Genomic DNA, 14,565 nt, shown 5'->3' on the forward strand with positions numbered 1-14,565 from the left:
GGGGTACGCATCCAAGGGGCGCGGGGCTGTATCGATGTGCGGCTCCGCCGCGTGGGCGCGACCAGCCACAACGGCGCCGCAGCCGCAAGCCGGCACACCCCCCGGGCTCTACGCGCTGACAACCTCCCCAGGCAGCGAAAGATCCAGCTCGACGGCCCGCTCCTCCCCGGAATGCGTCGCGGAGGAAGCAAGCGGCCCATGGCCGGAGGCCTTCGCGGCGAGCACGTACGCCCCCTGAGCCGGCACGGCGAGCACATAGCTGCCGTCCTCGTCGGAGACGGCCGCCCCGGCCTGCCGCCCCCGCCGGTCGATCAGCGTGACCTTGGCCCGAGCGACCGGAGCACCGTCGGCACCCAGAACCCGCCCCCGGAATCCCCGCAGGACTTCCTCGGCCCGCTCCAGCATGGCGTCCTCCTCGCTGCTGGCCCGCAGCTGAGCGTGCTGCTGAGCCGGCCGGGAGGCCTTCGGCAGGAACAGCGCCATCAGCAGACCCGCCGCCACCGCGGCCGTGGCGATCAGGAAGGACACCCGGAACCCGTGCATGGTCGGGATCGCGATGCCGCCCGCGTTCTTCGCCGTGTTGGCGAGCACCATGCCGATCACGGCACTCGACACCGAGGTGCCGATGGACCGCATCAGGGTGTTGAGGCCGTTCGCCGCGCCGGTCTCCGAGGCCGGGACCGCCCCGACGATCAGTGCGGGCAGCGAGGAGTAGGCGAGACCGATGCCCGCGCCGAGGACCACGGACGTGATGATCGTCTGCCAGGCCGCGTCCATCAGGCCGAGGCCGCCGCCGTAGCCGAGCGCGATGATCAGCAGGCCGATGATGAGCGTGGTCTTCGGGCCGTACTTGGCGGACAGCCGGGCGTACACCGGCGCGGTGAACATCATCGTCAGGCCCAGCGGGGCCACGCACAGGCCCGCGACGACCATGGACTGGCCGAGGCCGTAGCCGGTGGCCTTGGGCAGCTGGAGCAGCTGGGGCAGGACCAGCGAGACGACGTAGAACGCGACGCCGACCATGATCGACGCGAGGTTGGTGAAGAGGACGGCCGGGCGCGCGGTGGTGCGCAGGTCGACCAGGGGCGCCTTGACCCGCAGCTCGAACAGGCCCCACAGGAGGAGGACCACGAGCGACGCGGCGAACAGACCGAGCGTCGTACCGGACGACCAGCCCCAGTCGCTGCCCTTGGTGATGGGCAGCAGGAGCAGCACCAGGCCGGTCGACAGGCCGAGCGCGCCCAGCAGGTCGAAGGAACCCTCCGCCCGCATCGGGGACTCGGGCACGACCAGGAGGGTCAGGACGATGGACAGCACGCCGAGGCCCGCGGCGCCGTAGAACAGGGCGTGCCAGTTCGTGTGCTGCGCGACCAGGGCCGCGGCGGGCAGCGCGAGGCCGCCGCCGACGCCGATCGAGGAGCTCATCAGGGCCATGGCCGAGCCGAGCCTCTCGCGCGGCAGCATGTCCCGCATCAGGCCGATGCCGAGCGGGATCGCGCCCATGGCGAAGCCCTGCAGCGTACGTCCGACGATCATGGTGAGCAGCTGACTGGTGAGCGCGCTGACCAGGGCGCCGACCACCATCACGGCGAGGCTGAGGATCAGCATCCGCCGCTTGCCGTAGAGGTCGCCGAGCCGGCCCATGATCGGGGTGGCCACGGCGCCGGACAGGAGGGTCGAGGTGAGGACCCAGGTGGCGTTGGAGGGAGCGGTGTCCAGCAGCTGCGGCAGGTCCTTGATGACCGGCACCAGCAGGGTCTGCATCACCGCGACGACGATGCCCGCGAAGGCGAGCACCGGGACCACGGCACCGCCCGCCCTCCGGGCCGGCTGGTCGGTCGTCGTGTGAGTCATGGAGTCGAGGCCTCCCCGTAGTGATGAGTGCCGGGTAAACCTCGTATGCACAGGCAACTATTCCGTTGCTTCGGGCCTCTAACGAATCCTTGACCAGTCCATGGGTTTCTGATCTCGCGTCAGGGGCCGGCGCCCGTCGGGCGGGCTGGTCTCCAAGGGGCATCCGCTCGGTGCGACCGGCCTGGCCCGGACGGCCGAGCTGGTGTGGCGGCTGCGCGGCACGGCGGGGGAGCGGCAGGTGCCGGGCGCGCGGGTGGGGCTCGCGCACACCATCGGGCTGGGTGGCGCGGCGGTGGTGACGGTGCTGCGAGCGGTGTAGGCCGTACGACCTAGGCACCCGTGGTCCGAAATGCTGATGCAAGGACCGTAACCGGGTTGAGAGCATGACACCCATGCTGGAAGCCGCCGACACCACGCCTGTCATATCCCGCCGTACGGCCGTGCCGACCTGGCTGGTGGTGGCGCTCGCCTGTGCCGGACAGTTCCTGGTCGTCCTCGACGTGTCGGTGGTGAACGTCGCCCTGCCGTCCATGCGGTCCGGTCTCGGCCTGACCGCGTCCGGCCTGCAGTGGGTGGTGAACGCGTACGCCATCGCCTTCGCCGGGTTCATGCTGCTCGGCGGCCGGGCCGGCGACCTGTACGGGCGCAAGCGGATGTTCCTCGTCGGCCTCGGCCTGTTCACGCTGGCCTCGCTGGGCGGTGGCCTCGCCCAGGAGGGCTGGCAGCTGCTGCTGGCGCGGGCCATGCAGGGGCTGGGCGCGGCGGTGCTGGCCCCCTCGACGCTGACCCTGCTGACGTCCGCGGTGCCGGAGGGGGCGGCGCGGGCGCGCGCGATCGCCACCTGGACCGCGGTCGGCGCCGGTGGCGGGGCCGCGGGCGGACTGGTCGGCGGGGTGCTCGTCGACGTGCTCTCCTGGCGCTGGGTGCTGCTGATCAACGTGCCGGTGGGCGCGCTGGTGCTGGCCGGCTCGGTGCTCTGGCTCACCGAGCGCCGGGCCGGCGACGGGCGGCGCCTGGACCTGCCGGGCGCGCTGCTGGTCACGGCGGGCCTCGCGACCCTCGCCTACGGCATCTCGCAGACGGAGGCCGAGGGCTGGACGGCCTCCGCCACGCTGCTGCCGCTGCTCGCCGGGCTGCTGCTGATCGGCCTGTTCCTGCTGGTCGAGGCGCGTACGGCGGCCCCGCTGATGCCGCTCGGCCTGCTCCGGCTGCGCTCGGTCGCCTCGGCCAACGCGGCGATGTTCCTCTCCGGCTCGGCCATGTTCTGCATGTGGTACTTCATGACCCTCTACGCCCAGAACGTCCTCGGCTACACACCGTTGGAGGCCGGGGTCGCCCTGGTGCCCAGCTCGCTGTCCGTGGTCGTCGGCTCCAAGCTGGCGCCGCGCCTGATGCGGCTCGCGGGCCCGCGGAACGTGGCGGCGCTGGGCACCCTGGTGGCCGCGGCCGGCTTCGGCTGGCAGTCGACGATGAGCGCGCACGAGGCGTACCTCACCGCGATCATGGTCCCGGGGATCCTGATGATGCTCGGCGCGGGTCTCGCGGCGACCCCGCTCGCCTCCCTGGCCATGTCCGGGGCGGCTCCGGGCGAGGCCGGTGTGGTGTCGGGGCTGATCAACACCTCGCGCACGATGGGCGGTTCGCTCGGGCTCGCCGTGATGTCGACCGTCGCCGCGGCCGGCACGGGCAGCGGGCACGGCCCCGAGGTGCTGACCGACGGCTATGCGCTGGCCTTCCGGGCCAGTACGGCGGTGCTGCTGGGCGGGGCGGTGCTGATGCTGCTGTGGCTGCCGCGGAGAATTTCCTCGACGTGAGGCAACGGTCCGGGCCGCCCATGGTCTCCTTCTGACATCTAGGAGGTGCCCATGGGGGACGGGAAGCAGGCTCGGAACGAGGAGTTCCAGAGCTTCATGGTCGGCCGCTGGCCGCGGCTGATGCGTACGGCATTTCTCCTCACGGGGGAGCAGCACGCCGCCGAGGACCTGGTCCAGTCGACCCTGGAGCGGGTCTATGTGTCCTGGCGCAGGGTCGGCGCCGCCGACGATCCGGAGGCGTACGTACGGCGCGTGATGATCAACCTGCACGCACGCAAACACAGAAGAAGGCTCAAGGAGTTCCTGGCTCCGAAGGACGACTCCGGCCTGGTGCACGAGATCGCCGACACGGGGGACCGGATCGCGCAGGCCGACGACCGCGGCGCGCTGCTCACGGCGCTCGCCCAACTGCCGGTGCGGCAGCGGGAGGCGGTGGTCCTGCGCTACTGGGAGGACCTGACGGAGACCCAGGCGGCGGAGGCGATGGGCTGCTCGGTCGGCACGGTGAAGAGCAACGCGGCCAAGGGGATCGCCAAACTCCGGGCCATACCGGGACTGGCCGAGACGGTGACGCACGGAGGGCGGAAGTGATGAGCGCGGACCGGGAGAGCCACGACATGAACGGGATGACCGACATGACGCAGACCGACATCGCCTTCCTCCTCGCGGACGCCGCGGACGAGGTCGAGATCGGCATAGCCCCCGTCCAGGTGGTCATCCGCGGCGGCCGGCGGCGCAGAGCCCGCCGCTGGGCGGTCGCGGCGGCCACGACACTGGTGCTGGCGGGGTCGACGGGGGCGACGCTGGCGGTCACGGGACTGCCCGGCGGCGGTCACGCGGACCGGCGGACGAACGTGGCGACCGAGCCGCCCTCGCCGGACGCCCGGCATGTGTACGTGCCGCAGCTCACCGAGGTGGCGCGGGGCACGGACCACGGCACGAGCTGGCGCGTCGTCGTGTCCGTCTGGGGAGCACCGCGCGACGCGACGGAGGCCGCCGGACAACTCGCCGCGATGAGAAAGTACGGCATCGTGCCGGCCGCGCTGCCCGACCGGCGGCACCTGGTCGGCAAGTCCTCGCACTACGCGGGCCTGTACTACGGCGACAACCACCTCAGGGTGATCATGTTCGACACGGTCAGGAAGTGGGACCCCCTGTCCGGCACGGATCTGATGTCGGCGGCCCTCCCCCTGGCCAAGCTGGGCACGGACGGCCCCCAGCGGCTCGTGGTGGGCACGGTCGCCACCTCCGCCCGGCAGGTCAAGTGCGGCTGGAAGGATGGCACCAGCACGGTGACCGTGCCCCGGGCGGTGGCCGGTTCCCCGGTGAACTGGTTCGCGTGCACGGCCCCGGCGGGGACGGGCTATGAGACCGCGGAGGTGATCCAGTAGCTCACAGCAATCCAGTGACTCGGAGCCACCCGGGGCGCGACGGCGCCGGATCACGGGCTGATCACAGCCATCCCTGCTGCCGGGCCTCCCGTACCGCTTCCGCCCGGTTGCGGGTGCCCGTCTTGCCGATCGCGGAGGAGAGGTAGTTGCGGACGGTGGACTCGGACAGATGGAGTTTGCCGGCGATGTCGGCGACCGTCGCCCCGTCGACCGACGCCTTCAGTACGTCGCACTCGCGGGCCGTCAGCGGACTGGGCCCGGCGCTGAGCGCGGCGGCGGCGAGCGCGGGATCGACGACGGTCTCCCCGGTGAGCACGCGCCGGATGGCCGCGGCCAGTTCCTCCACGGGCCCGTCCTTGACGAGGAACCCGGCAGCCCCGGCCTCCATGGCCCGGCGCAGATAGCCGGGCCGGCCGAAGGTGGTGAGGATCAGCACCCGGCAGTCGGGCGCCTGTTCGCGCAGCTCGGCCGCCGCGTCCAGCCCGCTGATGCCCGGCAGCTCGATGTCCAGCAGGGCCACGTCCGGCCGGTGGGTGAGCACGGCGTCCACGATGGCGTCGCCCGAGCCCAGTTGGGACACCACCTCGATGTCCTGCTCCATGCCGAGCAGCAGCGCGAGCGCTCCCCGCATCATGCCCTGATCCTCGGCGAGCAGCACCCGAATGGACTTGGTGGTCCTGTGCTCCCGGGGCATCTCGTTCATGGGCTCAGGTTACGGCCGGCAACCCGCCGCGGCGGCCGTCGTACCGGAGCGGCGGTCGCCGCAGAACCGCGCCGAACCAGTCGGCAGTGAAGCCGGCAAGCTCCTCGGCCGAGCCCGTCGCCTTCCGGGGCACGATGTCGGCACGTTTCTCGGTCGGCGTGAGGTCGCAGGCGTGCGGCTGGGTGCACAGGACCGTGTCACCCTCCAGAAGGGCGCCGAGCGTGAGAAAGATGCTCCGCTGGTTGCTCAGGTCGATGACGAGACGCATATGGTCCAGCGGCGGCTCGTCGCCGTCGACTTCGTCGGCGGCCCAGAACAGCGCGTACGTCGACTCCGGCGAGCACGGCCAGTCCCGCGCCCGATCCCGCAGCACACGCAGGAACTCGCGCTGGAACGGCGGGCACACCTCGGCCTCGTCGTCGCCGAACTCGAACCAGGAAACCGTCACGACGGCACCGTACAGTACGTCCAACTGGGTCCGGGCCAGGGCGGCATCCCCTGGCCGATGCCTCAAGAGACAGGTTTCTGCGGGCCGTTGCTCACGGCACGGGCGGCCGCCGTCGATTAAAGACTTGGCATTGGCCGGTGCGGCGGGGGTTGACGGTCTTCGGCGGTACTCAAACAATCGCCCCTGCATTTCCAGGAATCCATGCAATTTCCACCGCCGAATAGGTTCGGTATTTCGATCGAACGACGTCCGATATATCGAACCGGAGAACCCGAGGTGCACCGTGCCCGTGAGATCCCCCCACATCCGCCCCTGGTGGCCGAGAGGCGCCGCCCTGTCCGTGCTCGCCGTCTGCGCGACCCTCGCCGCGCTGCTCCTCGGCGTCGGCGCGCCTCAGGCCGCCGCCGCCAGTTCGCTGCCCTGTGACGTCTACGCCGCCGCGGGCACCCCCTGCGTCGCCGCGCACAGCCTGGTCCGGGCGCTGTACTCGTCGTACAACGGCTCGCTCTACCAGGTGCAGCGGGCCTCGGACAGCGCCACCAGGGACATCGGGCTGCTGGCCGCCGGCGGATTCGCCAACGCGGCCGCCCAGGACTCCTTCTGTTCCGGCACGACCTGCATCATCACCAAGATCTACGACCAGTCCTCCCGCCACAACGACCTCACCGTCGAGGGCGCCGGCGGAGCCGGGAAGGCCGATGTCGGGGCGCCCGCCGACGCCCTGCCGGTGACCGTCGGCGGCCACCAGGTCTACGGCCTGGAGATCTCCGCCGGCATGGGCTACCGGGACAACTCCACCTCCGGCATCGCCACCGACGGCGCCGCCGAGGGGATGTACATGGTGACCTCCGGCACCCACGTCAACGGCGCCTGCTGCTTCGACTACGGCAACGCCGAGACCAACAACAAGGACACCGGCAACGGCCACATGGACGCCATCAACTTCGGCACCGAGTGCTGGTTCTCCCCCTGTTACGGGCAGGGCCCCTGGGTGCAGGCCGACCTGGAGAACGGGCTGTTCCAGTCCGATGCCGGATACAGCAAGAACTCCTCCAACACCGGCACCGGCCCCCTGCCGTTCGTGACCGCGCTGCTCAAGAACAACGGCCAGAACCATTTCGCGCTCAAATGGGGGAATGCGCAATCCGGTGGGCTCACGACCACCTATTCCGGGGGTGAGCCGACCACGAGCGGATACTCGCCGATGCACCAGGAAGGCGCGATCGTCCTCGGCACCGGCGGCGACAACAGCAACGGCTCCATCGGCTCGTTCTTCGAGGGCGTCATGACCTCCGGCATCCCGACGGACGCCGCCGACGACGCCGTCCAGGCCGACATCGTCTCCGTCGGCTACGGCGGCGCGACCGGCAGCACCGGCACGCTGGGCGCCGGCTCGGAGATCTCGCTGCGCGCCACCACCTCCTGCTGCACCGCCGACTACGTCCGCCACCAGAACAACGCCGGCGTCATCTCCGCCATCACCTCCGGCAGCTCCAGCCTGGACAAGAACGACGCCACCTGGATCGTCCGCAAGGGACTCGCCGACAGTTCCTGCGTCTCCTTCGAGTCACGCAACTACCCCGGTGACTATCTGCGCCACTCCAACTTCAAGCTCTACCGGCAGCCCATGGACGGCACCGCCCTGTTCCGGGCCGACGCCACCTTCTGTCCGCAGACCGGCAAGAGCGGCACCGGCACCTCGTTCGCCTCGTACAACTACCCGACGCGATACCTGCGCCACTACAACCACAACCTGTACATAGCGAGCGACGGCGGGTCCAACGACTTCGACAGCAGCACGTCCTGGACCGACGACGTCACCTGGGCGGTCAGCCCGCCCTGGGCGCCGTAGCCACCGCCTCGGCGAACTCCGCCGATTCCACCGGGAGTTCGGCGGTCACCGTGAAACCGCCGCGCGGCGACGGGCCGGCCGTGAGCGAGCCGCCCGCCGCCGCGAGGCGCTCGGTGAGCCCCTTCAGCCCCGTGCCGCCGATGCCCTGCTGGGGCCGGCTGACGGCCCTGCCGCTGCCGTTGTGGGTGACGGTGAGCCGGACCTGCTCGGCGCCGCTGTCGATGGTGATCTCACAGCGGCCCGCGTCGCTGTGCCGGACCACGTTCGTCACCGCCTCGCGCATCACCCAGCTCAGCAGCGCCTCCGTCTGCGGTTCGAGCGGCGCCCCCGACTGCCGTACCACCGGCTCCACACTCGCCGCCGACAGCGCCGAGCGGGCCCGGGTCAGCTCGGTGGCCAGGCTCCCCTCCCGGTAGCCGGTCACCGCCTCACGGATCTCGGTGAGCGCCTGCCGGCCCACCGACTCGATGTCCGTGATCTGGCCCAGCGCCGCGCCCATGTCGCGCGGGGCCAGCCGCCTGGCCGCCTCCGACTTCACCACGATCACCGACAGGGTGTGCCCGAGCAGATCGTGCAGATCCCGCGAGAAACGCAGTCGTTCCTTCTCCACCGCACGCCGGGCCAGCTCCTCGCGGGCGGCGCGCAGTTCCCGCACCGCCTCGGCGAGGCCCAGGATCGCGGCGGTCACCATGCTGGAGAGGAAGGTGCCGTAGGCGATGTTCACCGCGTTCGAGCCGTCGCGGACAGCGGAGATCGCACCCGCGTACGCGGCCAGCAGCACCCCCGTACGGCCGAGCCACGGACCGCGCAGCGCCGCACCCGTCGCCAGCCCCAGCAGCGGGAAGAACATCAGCCAGTTGCCGCCGTAGCCGAGCGCCAGGCCTGTGGTCACGAGGCCCATGACGAGTAGGGCCACCCGGGTGGAGACCGCCTCCCGCTTCTCCCGTTCGAAGGAGCGGAAGGTGACGTAGATGTAGAGGGAGTTGAAGGTCACCAGGCCCAGGCTGCCGATCCACGGGTTCGGGGTCCTGCCCTGGAGGAGATTGGAGAAGGATCCCATCCCCATCAGCAGCCAGGGCAGCAGGGCGAAGCCGGTGGGCGGCGGGCCCGGATGAGCGACGTCCGGCTCCTTGCCCTCCTTCCGGGCGGCCCGTTGCGCGGCCTTGAAGCGCTCGTGCTCGGCCCGCCACTGGCGCCGCTCGGCCCGAAGGGCCTGTAGCTGGCACCGGACTCCCCATACCCACGTCATGTCTGATGTTTCCCCCGGTCAGATGGTCCCCGCCCGACGGCGGTACGACAGCACAGCGTACGAACCGAACAGAGCGAGCCAAGCCGTCAGCACGATGATGGCACCGACCCCCGGCGCGTGCCCCTCCGATACGGCGGTGCCCAGCTGGGCGAACCGATGGGTGGGGGTGTACGCCGACAGGGCCTGCAGCCAGCCGGGGAACAGGCTGATCGGGAACCACAGGCCGCCGATCACCGCGAGCCCCAGATTGCACACCATGTTGACCACCCCGGTGCTCGGCCCGGTCAGCCGGTAGCCGTTGCCGAGGCCGAGCAGGGTGAACGGGACCGAGCCGAGCCACAGCAGCAGCGCGATCGCCACCCAGTGGCCGGCCGGCAGCCGTACGCCGTTGACCAGTCCGCCCGCCGCGAGTACCGCGACGATCGAGGGCAGCACGGTCACCACGCCGGTCAGGGCCCGGCCGATCACCACCTCGCGTGGGGTCATGGGGGTCACGCGCAGTTGGCGCAGCCAGCCGGTCGCGCGGTCCTCGGCGACGGCACCGCCGGTGTTCAGGCCGGAGCCGACGGCGCCGTAGGATGCCATGCCGACCATGGCTGTGGTCTTCCAACTTCCTTCGTTCTCACCGAGGTTGGTGAACAGGAGATACATCATCACCGGCATGGCGATGCCGCCGATGACGAAGCCTGTGTCGCGGAGGGTGCGGCGGATTTCCAGGCGGATGTAGGCGAGCATCAGACCGTGATCCCTCGGGTGCGGGTTGTCCGTGGCTGGTCGTGCCCACGCGGCGGTAGCCGCATATCAGAGACAGCCCCGCGCCCCTCGGGGGCGCCTCCTTCGGCCGTGATGGCCAGGAAAGCGTCGTCCAGTGAAGCCGGAATCACCTCCAGGCCCCGTATCGCCCCAAGCTCCGCCAGCGCGATCACCGTCGCGTCGGAGTCGTCGGTGCGCAGCCGGACCCGGTCGCCCCGCACCTCCACCGAGCGGACCCCGGGCAGCAGGCCGAAGGACTCCGGCTCCCCGCCCGCCAGGTCCACGCAGACCAGGTTGCCGCCCGCCGCGCGCCGTAGTTCCTCGCCCGTGCCGTCGGCGACGATCCGGCCCCGGTCGATGATCACGATCCGGTCGGCGTGGGCGTCCGCCTCCTGAAGGTAGTGGGTGGAGAACAGGACGGTGTGGCCATGGCGGGCGTAGGTCCGCATGGAGTCCCAGAAGGTGTGCCGTGCCTCCACGTCCAGCGCCGCCGTCGGCTCGTCCAGGACCAGCAGCGCCGGGTCCCCGGCCAGCGCGAGGGCGAACCGCACCCGCTGGACCTGCCCGCCGGAGAGCCGGTCCACCCGGCGCCCGGCCAGGTCCGCGATCCCGGCCAGCTCCAGCGCCCGCGCCACCGGTATCGGCGTGGGATAGCGGGAGGCCAGGAAGGTGACCAGCTCGCCCACGGTGACCCGGGGCACCGGCCGGGCGTCCTGGAGCATCGCGCCCACGCGGCCCGCGCGCACCGAGCGCTCGGGCGCCGCGCCGAACAGTTCCACGGCGCCTGCGTCGGGCTCGTACAGCCCGAGCAGCAGGCCGATCGAGGTCGACTTGCCGGCACCGTTGCGGCCCAGCAGGGCCACGGTCTCCCCGCGCCCGATCTCCAGGTCGACCCCGTCCACGGCGCGCACCGCGCCGTACGTCTTGACCGCCCCCGTGAAGGACACGGCGGTGTTCTCCGTCTGTGTCATGCCTACGACGCTAGAAGCGCGGCCCCGCCTCCGGCAGATGCGCATGTACGGACTCGCGCAGTACAAATGTCACTGTCCCCGGGGCTGCCGGCAGCCGAGCTGACACAGCGTCAGGAGCCTTCACAAGTGTGGAGCGCTGGGCTATACAGAGGGCGTCGGACTGGAACGCGTTCTAGGTTCGGCCCGTAGCGACCTCGGTGCGGCCGACGGTGCGGACGTCCGCACCGGGGTCTTGAACCGCCAGTGTCAGGAGCCGTATGCCCATCGACGCAGCGAAAGCCCTCGCGGCCGAACCCCGGACCGGGGAGATCTCCTGGACCACCAAGGACGTCCAGCTCTACCACCTCGGCATCGGCGCGGGAGCCAACCCCGACAAGGACGACCCCGCCACCGACCCCGACGAGCTGCGCTACACCCTGGAGTCCCGGCTGCACGTCCTGCCGAGCTTCGCCACCGTCGCGGGCTCCGGCGCCCCCGGCGTGATCAGCGGGCTGTCCATGCCCGGCGTGGAGGTGGAGCTCGCCAAGGTCCTGCACGGCGGACAGACGCTGGAGATCCACCGCCCCCTTCCGGCCGAGGGCACGGCGACCGCGACCAACCGGCTCGCCGCCGTCTACGACAAGGGCAAGGCCGCCATCCTGGTCCTGCGCACCGAGGTCGCCGACGCCGACGGCCCGCTGTGGACCAACGACGCCCAGATCTTCGTACGCGGGGAAGGCGGGTGGGGCGGCGACCGGGGACCCTCCACCCGGCTCGAACCCCCCGCCGGCGAACCCGACCGGACCGTCGAGCGCCCGGTCCGCGCGGACCAGGCCCTCCTCTACCGCCTCTCCGGCGACTGGAACCCGCTGCACGCCGACCCCGAGTTCGCCAGGCGCGCCGGGTTCGACAAGCCGATCCTGCACGGGCTGTGCACCTACGGCATCACCCTCAAGGCCGTCGTGGACACGCTGCTCGGCGGGGATGTGAGCCGGGTGCGGTCGTACTCCACCCGGTTCGCGGGCGTCGTGTACCCGGGGGAGACCCTGCGCATCCGCCTGTGGCGGCGGGAGGGGAGCGTCCGGGTGGAGGTGAGCTCCGTCGACAGGGACGACGCGCCGGTCCTCGCGGACACCGTCGTAGAGCACTCCTGAAACCAGTTACCGAGGGGAGCCGCACCATGCGCGCAGCCGTACTGCACGAGATCGGCCAGGAGAAGCTGGAGGTCCTCGATGACGTCGAGGCGGTGGGCTTCGGCCCCGGCAAGGTCAGGGTCCGGGTGCGGGCGACCGGGCTGTGCCACTCGGACCTGTCCGCGATGAACGGGGTGCTGCCGCAGCCCGCGCCGTTCGTGCCGGGGCACGAGGGCGCGGGCGAGATCCTCGAAGTGGGGGACGGGGTACGGCACCTGAAGGCCGGCGACCGGGTCGTCATCTGCTGGCTGCCCGCCTGCGGCGTCTGTCCGGCGTGCAAGCGCGGCCAGACCGAGCTGTGCCTGGCCGGGTTCATGAACGCGGGCACCCCCAACTTCGGGCGCTCCGGCGGTGACGTCTTCGGCTTCGCCGGCACCGGCACCTTCGCCGAGGAGGTCGTGGTCGACGCCGGGTGCGCCGTTGCGATCCCGGACGACGTGCCCTTCGACATCGCCGCGCTCATCGGCTGCGGCGTCACCACCGGTCTCGGCGCCGCCCTCAACACCGCCGACGTGGAGGCCGGTTCGTCGGTCGCCGTCATCGGGTGCGGAGGCGTCGGCATCTCGGCGGTGCAGGGGGCGCGGCTGAAGGGTGCCGCCGAGATCGTCGCCGTGGACCCGGTCGCCTCCCGGCGCGAGTCCGCTCTCAAGTTCGGCGCCACGAAGGCCGTTTCGCCGGAGGAGCTGGCCGACGCCAAGCAGCAGGTCACCGGCGGCGAGGGCTTCGACTACGTCTTCGAGGTCGTCGGAAAGTCGGCCACCGCCCGCACCGCCTACGAGAACACCCGGCGCGGCGGCACCCTCGTCGTGGTCGGCGCCGGCGCCATGGACGACTTCCTGCAGCTGAACATGTTCGAGCTGTTCTTCGACGAGAAGCGCATCCTGCCGTCCATGTACGGCGGCGGCGACGTGCTGCGCTCCTACGAGCGCACGATCGCCCTGTGGCGCGCCGGCCGCGTCGACCTCGCGGGCCTGATCACCCACCGGGTCCAACTGGCCGAGATCAACGAGGCGCTGGACCAGATGCGTACCGGGACCGCCCTGCGTACGTGCATCGAGATCTGAGGACGGGGACCGGCATGGCACTGCCATCCGAGGGGCCGTTGAAGGGGCTGTCCGCCGTCGTCACCGGCGCCGGACGCGGGCTCGGCCGGGTCGAGGCCCTGGAGCTCGCCCGGCTCGGCGCGGCCGTCGTCGTCAACGACTACGGGCAGCCCGGTCGGGACGGGTCAGGGACGTCCTCGGCGGGACCGGCCGAACAGGTCGCCGCCGAGATACGCGCACACGGCGGCCGGGCGGTCGTCCACACCGGGGACGTCGCCGACTTCCAACAGGCCCAGCAATTAATACAGTTGGCGATCGACGAGTTCGGCAGGCTCGACATCCTCGTCAACAACGCGGGCATCCTGCGCGACCGCATGGTCTTCTCCATGACCGAGGACGAGTGGGACTCGGTGATCCGCGTCCACCTCAAGGGCCACTTCAACACCACCCACTTCGCCGCCGCGCACTGGCGGGAGCGGTCCAAGGCGGCCGGGAGAGAGAAGGTGTACGGGCGGATCGTGAACACCTCCTCGGAGGCGTTCCTCGCGGGCTCCGCCGGACAGCCCAACTACGCCGCCGCGAAGGGCGGAATCGTCGGCCTGACCACCTCCACCGCCCTCGCCCTCGCCAAGTACGGCGTCACGGCCAACGCGATCTGCCCGCGCGCCCGGACCCGCATGACCGAGGACGTCTTCGCCGGGTTCGAGCAGCCGGACGAGGGCCTGGACCCGCTGGCCCCCGAGCATGTCGCCCCGCTCGTCGGCTACCTGGCCTCGCCGGCCGCCGCCGGGATCAACGGCCAGCTGCTCGTCGTGCACGGAGGCATGGTCGCGATCGTCGAACGGCCACGGGTCCAGGCGAAGTTCGACAGCAAGCAGGAGACGTTCACGTACGACGAACTCGACGCGCTCCTCACCCCGCACTACGCGGACCGGCCGCCGGGGGAGACCTTCGCGGCGGCGGAGGTGCTGGGACTCGAACGGGGCTGAGGAGACTGCCGAGGAGACTTCCGGACGAGAAGAGGGGGCGCCCGTCGGACGCCCCCTCTTCTTCCGTTACCACCGTCAGGCAGCCGCCTCCGCGGTCTGTTCGGCCGGTTTGCGGTGCCGGCCGTGCGGAGCCGACTCGCTCTCCTGGGCCGCGACCGGGCCCCGGTGCCGGCCGTGGCCGGCAGCCTCCTGAGAGTCGGCAGACAGCTGGTGCCTCGTGCTGGTGTCGCTCATCGGACGTATTCACCCCGTCAACATGATCTTTCGTACAGCCGGGCGAGTGTAACCGGCACACCGCGGGCCGAATCCAGGCGCACACGCCAACC

14 protein-coding genes and 1 pseudogene are annotated in these 14,565 nt (G+C 71.2%); 8 read left to right on the plus strand and 7 right to left on the minus strand.

Features of this window, described 5'->3' with window-relative positions:
* Positions 1-108 precede the first annotated feature (108 nt).
* Positions 109-1,854 (minus strand): MFS transporter, encoded by a 1,746-nt coding sequence (locus tag AB0M27_RS14390; RefSeq protein WP_365721419.1) that lies wholly within the window; start codon positions 1,852-1,854, stop codon positions 109-111.
* Between the two features lie 133 nt (positions 1,855-1,987).
* On the opposite strand from AB0M27_RS14390, the pseudogene AB0M27_RS14395 reads away from it, so the two are divergent.
* The 4 genes and pseudogenes from AB0M27_RS14395 to AB0M27_RS14410 form a co-directional block, all read left to right on the plus strand.
* Positions 1,988-2,173, plus strand: a pseudogene (locus AB0M27_RS14395) (Nonspecific lipid-transfer protein); the annotation flags it as partial.
* Positions 2,174-2,237: 64 nt separating this feature from the next.
* The gene (locus AB0M27_RS14400) at positions 2,238-3,668 is read left to right on the plus strand and encodes an MFS transporter (RefSeq protein ID WP_365721421.1); all 1,431 of its coding nucleotides are present in this window, start codon (positions 2,238-2,240) and stop codon (positions 3,666-3,668) included.
* Between the two features lie 51 nt (positions 3,669-3,719).
* Positions 3,720-4,259 carry a SigE family RNA polymerase sigma factor gene (locus AB0M27_RS14405; protein ID WP_365721423.1) on the plus strand — a complete coding sequence of 180 codons (540 nt, stop codon included), beginning with the start codon at positions 3,720-3,722 and terminating at the stop codon, positions 4,257-4,259.
* Complete coding sequence (locus AB0M27_RS14410) at positions 4,259-5,059, plus strand: hypothetical protein (RefSeq protein WP_365721425.1); 801 nt, start codon at positions 4,259-4,261, stop codon at positions 5,057-5,059. Before AB0M27_RS14405 ends, AB0M27_RS14410 begins: the two co-directional genes overlap by 1 nt.
* 61 nt (positions 5,060-5,120) lie before the next feature.
* Here AB0M27_RS14410 and AB0M27_RS14415 read toward each other — a convergent pair whose 3' ends face one another.
* Both AB0M27_RS14415 and AB0M27_RS14420 read right to left on the minus strand, forming a co-directional pair.
* Complete coding sequence (locus AB0M27_RS14415) at positions 5,121-5,762, minus strand: response regulator transcription factor (protein WP_365721427.1); 642 nt, start codon at positions 5,760-5,762, stop codon at positions 5,121-5,123.
* Between the two features lie 4 nt (positions 5,763-5,766).
* Entirely contained in the window at positions 5,767-6,210 is a 444-nt protein-coding gene (locus AB0M27_RS14420; RefSeq protein WP_365721429.1) for a hypothetical protein, read from the minus strand.
* Positions 6,211-6,499: 289 nt separating this feature from the next.
* On the opposite strand from AB0M27_RS14420, the gene AB0M27_RS14425 reads away from it, so the two are divergent.
* Positions 6,500-8,062: an alpha-L-arabinofuranosidase B gene (locus AB0M27_RS14425; protein WP_365721431.1), complete on the plus strand. Its 1,563-nt coding sequence runs from the start codon at positions 6,500-6,502 to the stop codon at positions 8,060-8,062.
* Here AB0M27_RS14425 and AB0M27_RS14430 read toward each other — a convergent pair.
* The 3 genes from AB0M27_RS14430 to AB0M27_RS14440 are packed head-to-tail and all read right to left on the minus strand — an operon-like array spanning position 8,040 to position 11,035.
* On the minus strand, positions 8,040-9,311 hold the full coding sequence (locus tag AB0M27_RS14430; protein ID WP_365721433.1) for a sensor histidine kinase: 1,272 nt from the start codon (positions 9,309-9,311) through the stop codon (positions 8,040-8,042). The genes AB0M27_RS14425 and AB0M27_RS14430 overlap by 23 nt on opposite strands.
* A gap of 18 nt (positions 9,312-9,329) precedes the next feature.
* Positions 9,330-10,046, minus strand: a complete 717-nt coding sequence (locus tag AB0M27_RS14435) for an ABC transporter permease (RefSeq protein WP_365721435.1) — start codon at positions 10,044-10,046, stop codon at positions 9,330-9,332.
* Positions 10,046-11,035, minus strand: a complete 990-nt coding sequence (locus AB0M27_RS14440) for an ABC transporter ATP-binding protein (RefSeq protein WP_365721437.1) — start codon at positions 11,033-11,035, stop codon at positions 10,046-10,048. The genes AB0M27_RS14435 and AB0M27_RS14440 overlap by 1 nt, the downstream gene beginning before the upstream one ends.
* Positions 11,036-11,292: 257 nt before the next feature.
* Between AB0M27_RS14440 and AB0M27_RS14445 the strand changes: the two genes are divergently transcribed.
* Genes AB0M27_RS14445 through AB0M27_RS14455 form a run of 3 tightly spaced genes read left to right on the plus strand, consistent with a single transcriptional unit; the run spans position 11,293 to position 14,239 of the window.
* Positions 11,293-12,168, plus strand: coding sequence for a MaoC/PaaZ C-terminal domain-containing protein (locus AB0M27_RS14445; RefSeq protein ID WP_365721439.1), 876 nt, complete (start codon positions 11,293-11,295; stop codon positions 12,166-12,168).
* Between the two features lie 26 nt (positions 12,169-12,194).
* Positions 12,195-13,271: a Zn-dependent alcohol dehydrogenase gene (locus AB0M27_RS14450; protein WP_365721441.1), complete on the plus strand. Its 1,077-nt coding sequence runs from the start codon at positions 12,195-12,197 to the stop codon at positions 13,269-13,271.
* 14 nt (positions 13,272-13,285) lie between these two features.
* Entirely contained in the window at positions 13,286-14,239 is a 954-nt protein-coding gene (locus tag AB0M27_RS14455; protein WP_365721443.1) for a 3-oxoacyl-ACP reductase, read from the plus strand.
* A gap of 75 nt (positions 14,240-14,314) precedes the next feature.
* Here AB0M27_RS14455 and AB0M27_RS14460 read toward each other — a convergent pair whose 3' ends face one another.
* A complete protein-coding gene (locus AB0M27_RS14460) occupies positions 14,315-14,473 on the minus strand; it encodes a hypothetical protein (protein WP_365721445.1) in 159 nt (52 codons plus the stop codon).
* Positions 14,474-14,565: the final 92 nt, after the last annotated feature.

Origin of the sequence: Streptomyces sp. NPDC052107 (assembly GCF_040680215.1) — a bacterium.
Taxonomy (GTDB): Bacteria; Actinomycetota; Actinomycetes; order Streptomycetales; family Streptomycetaceae; genus Streptomyces.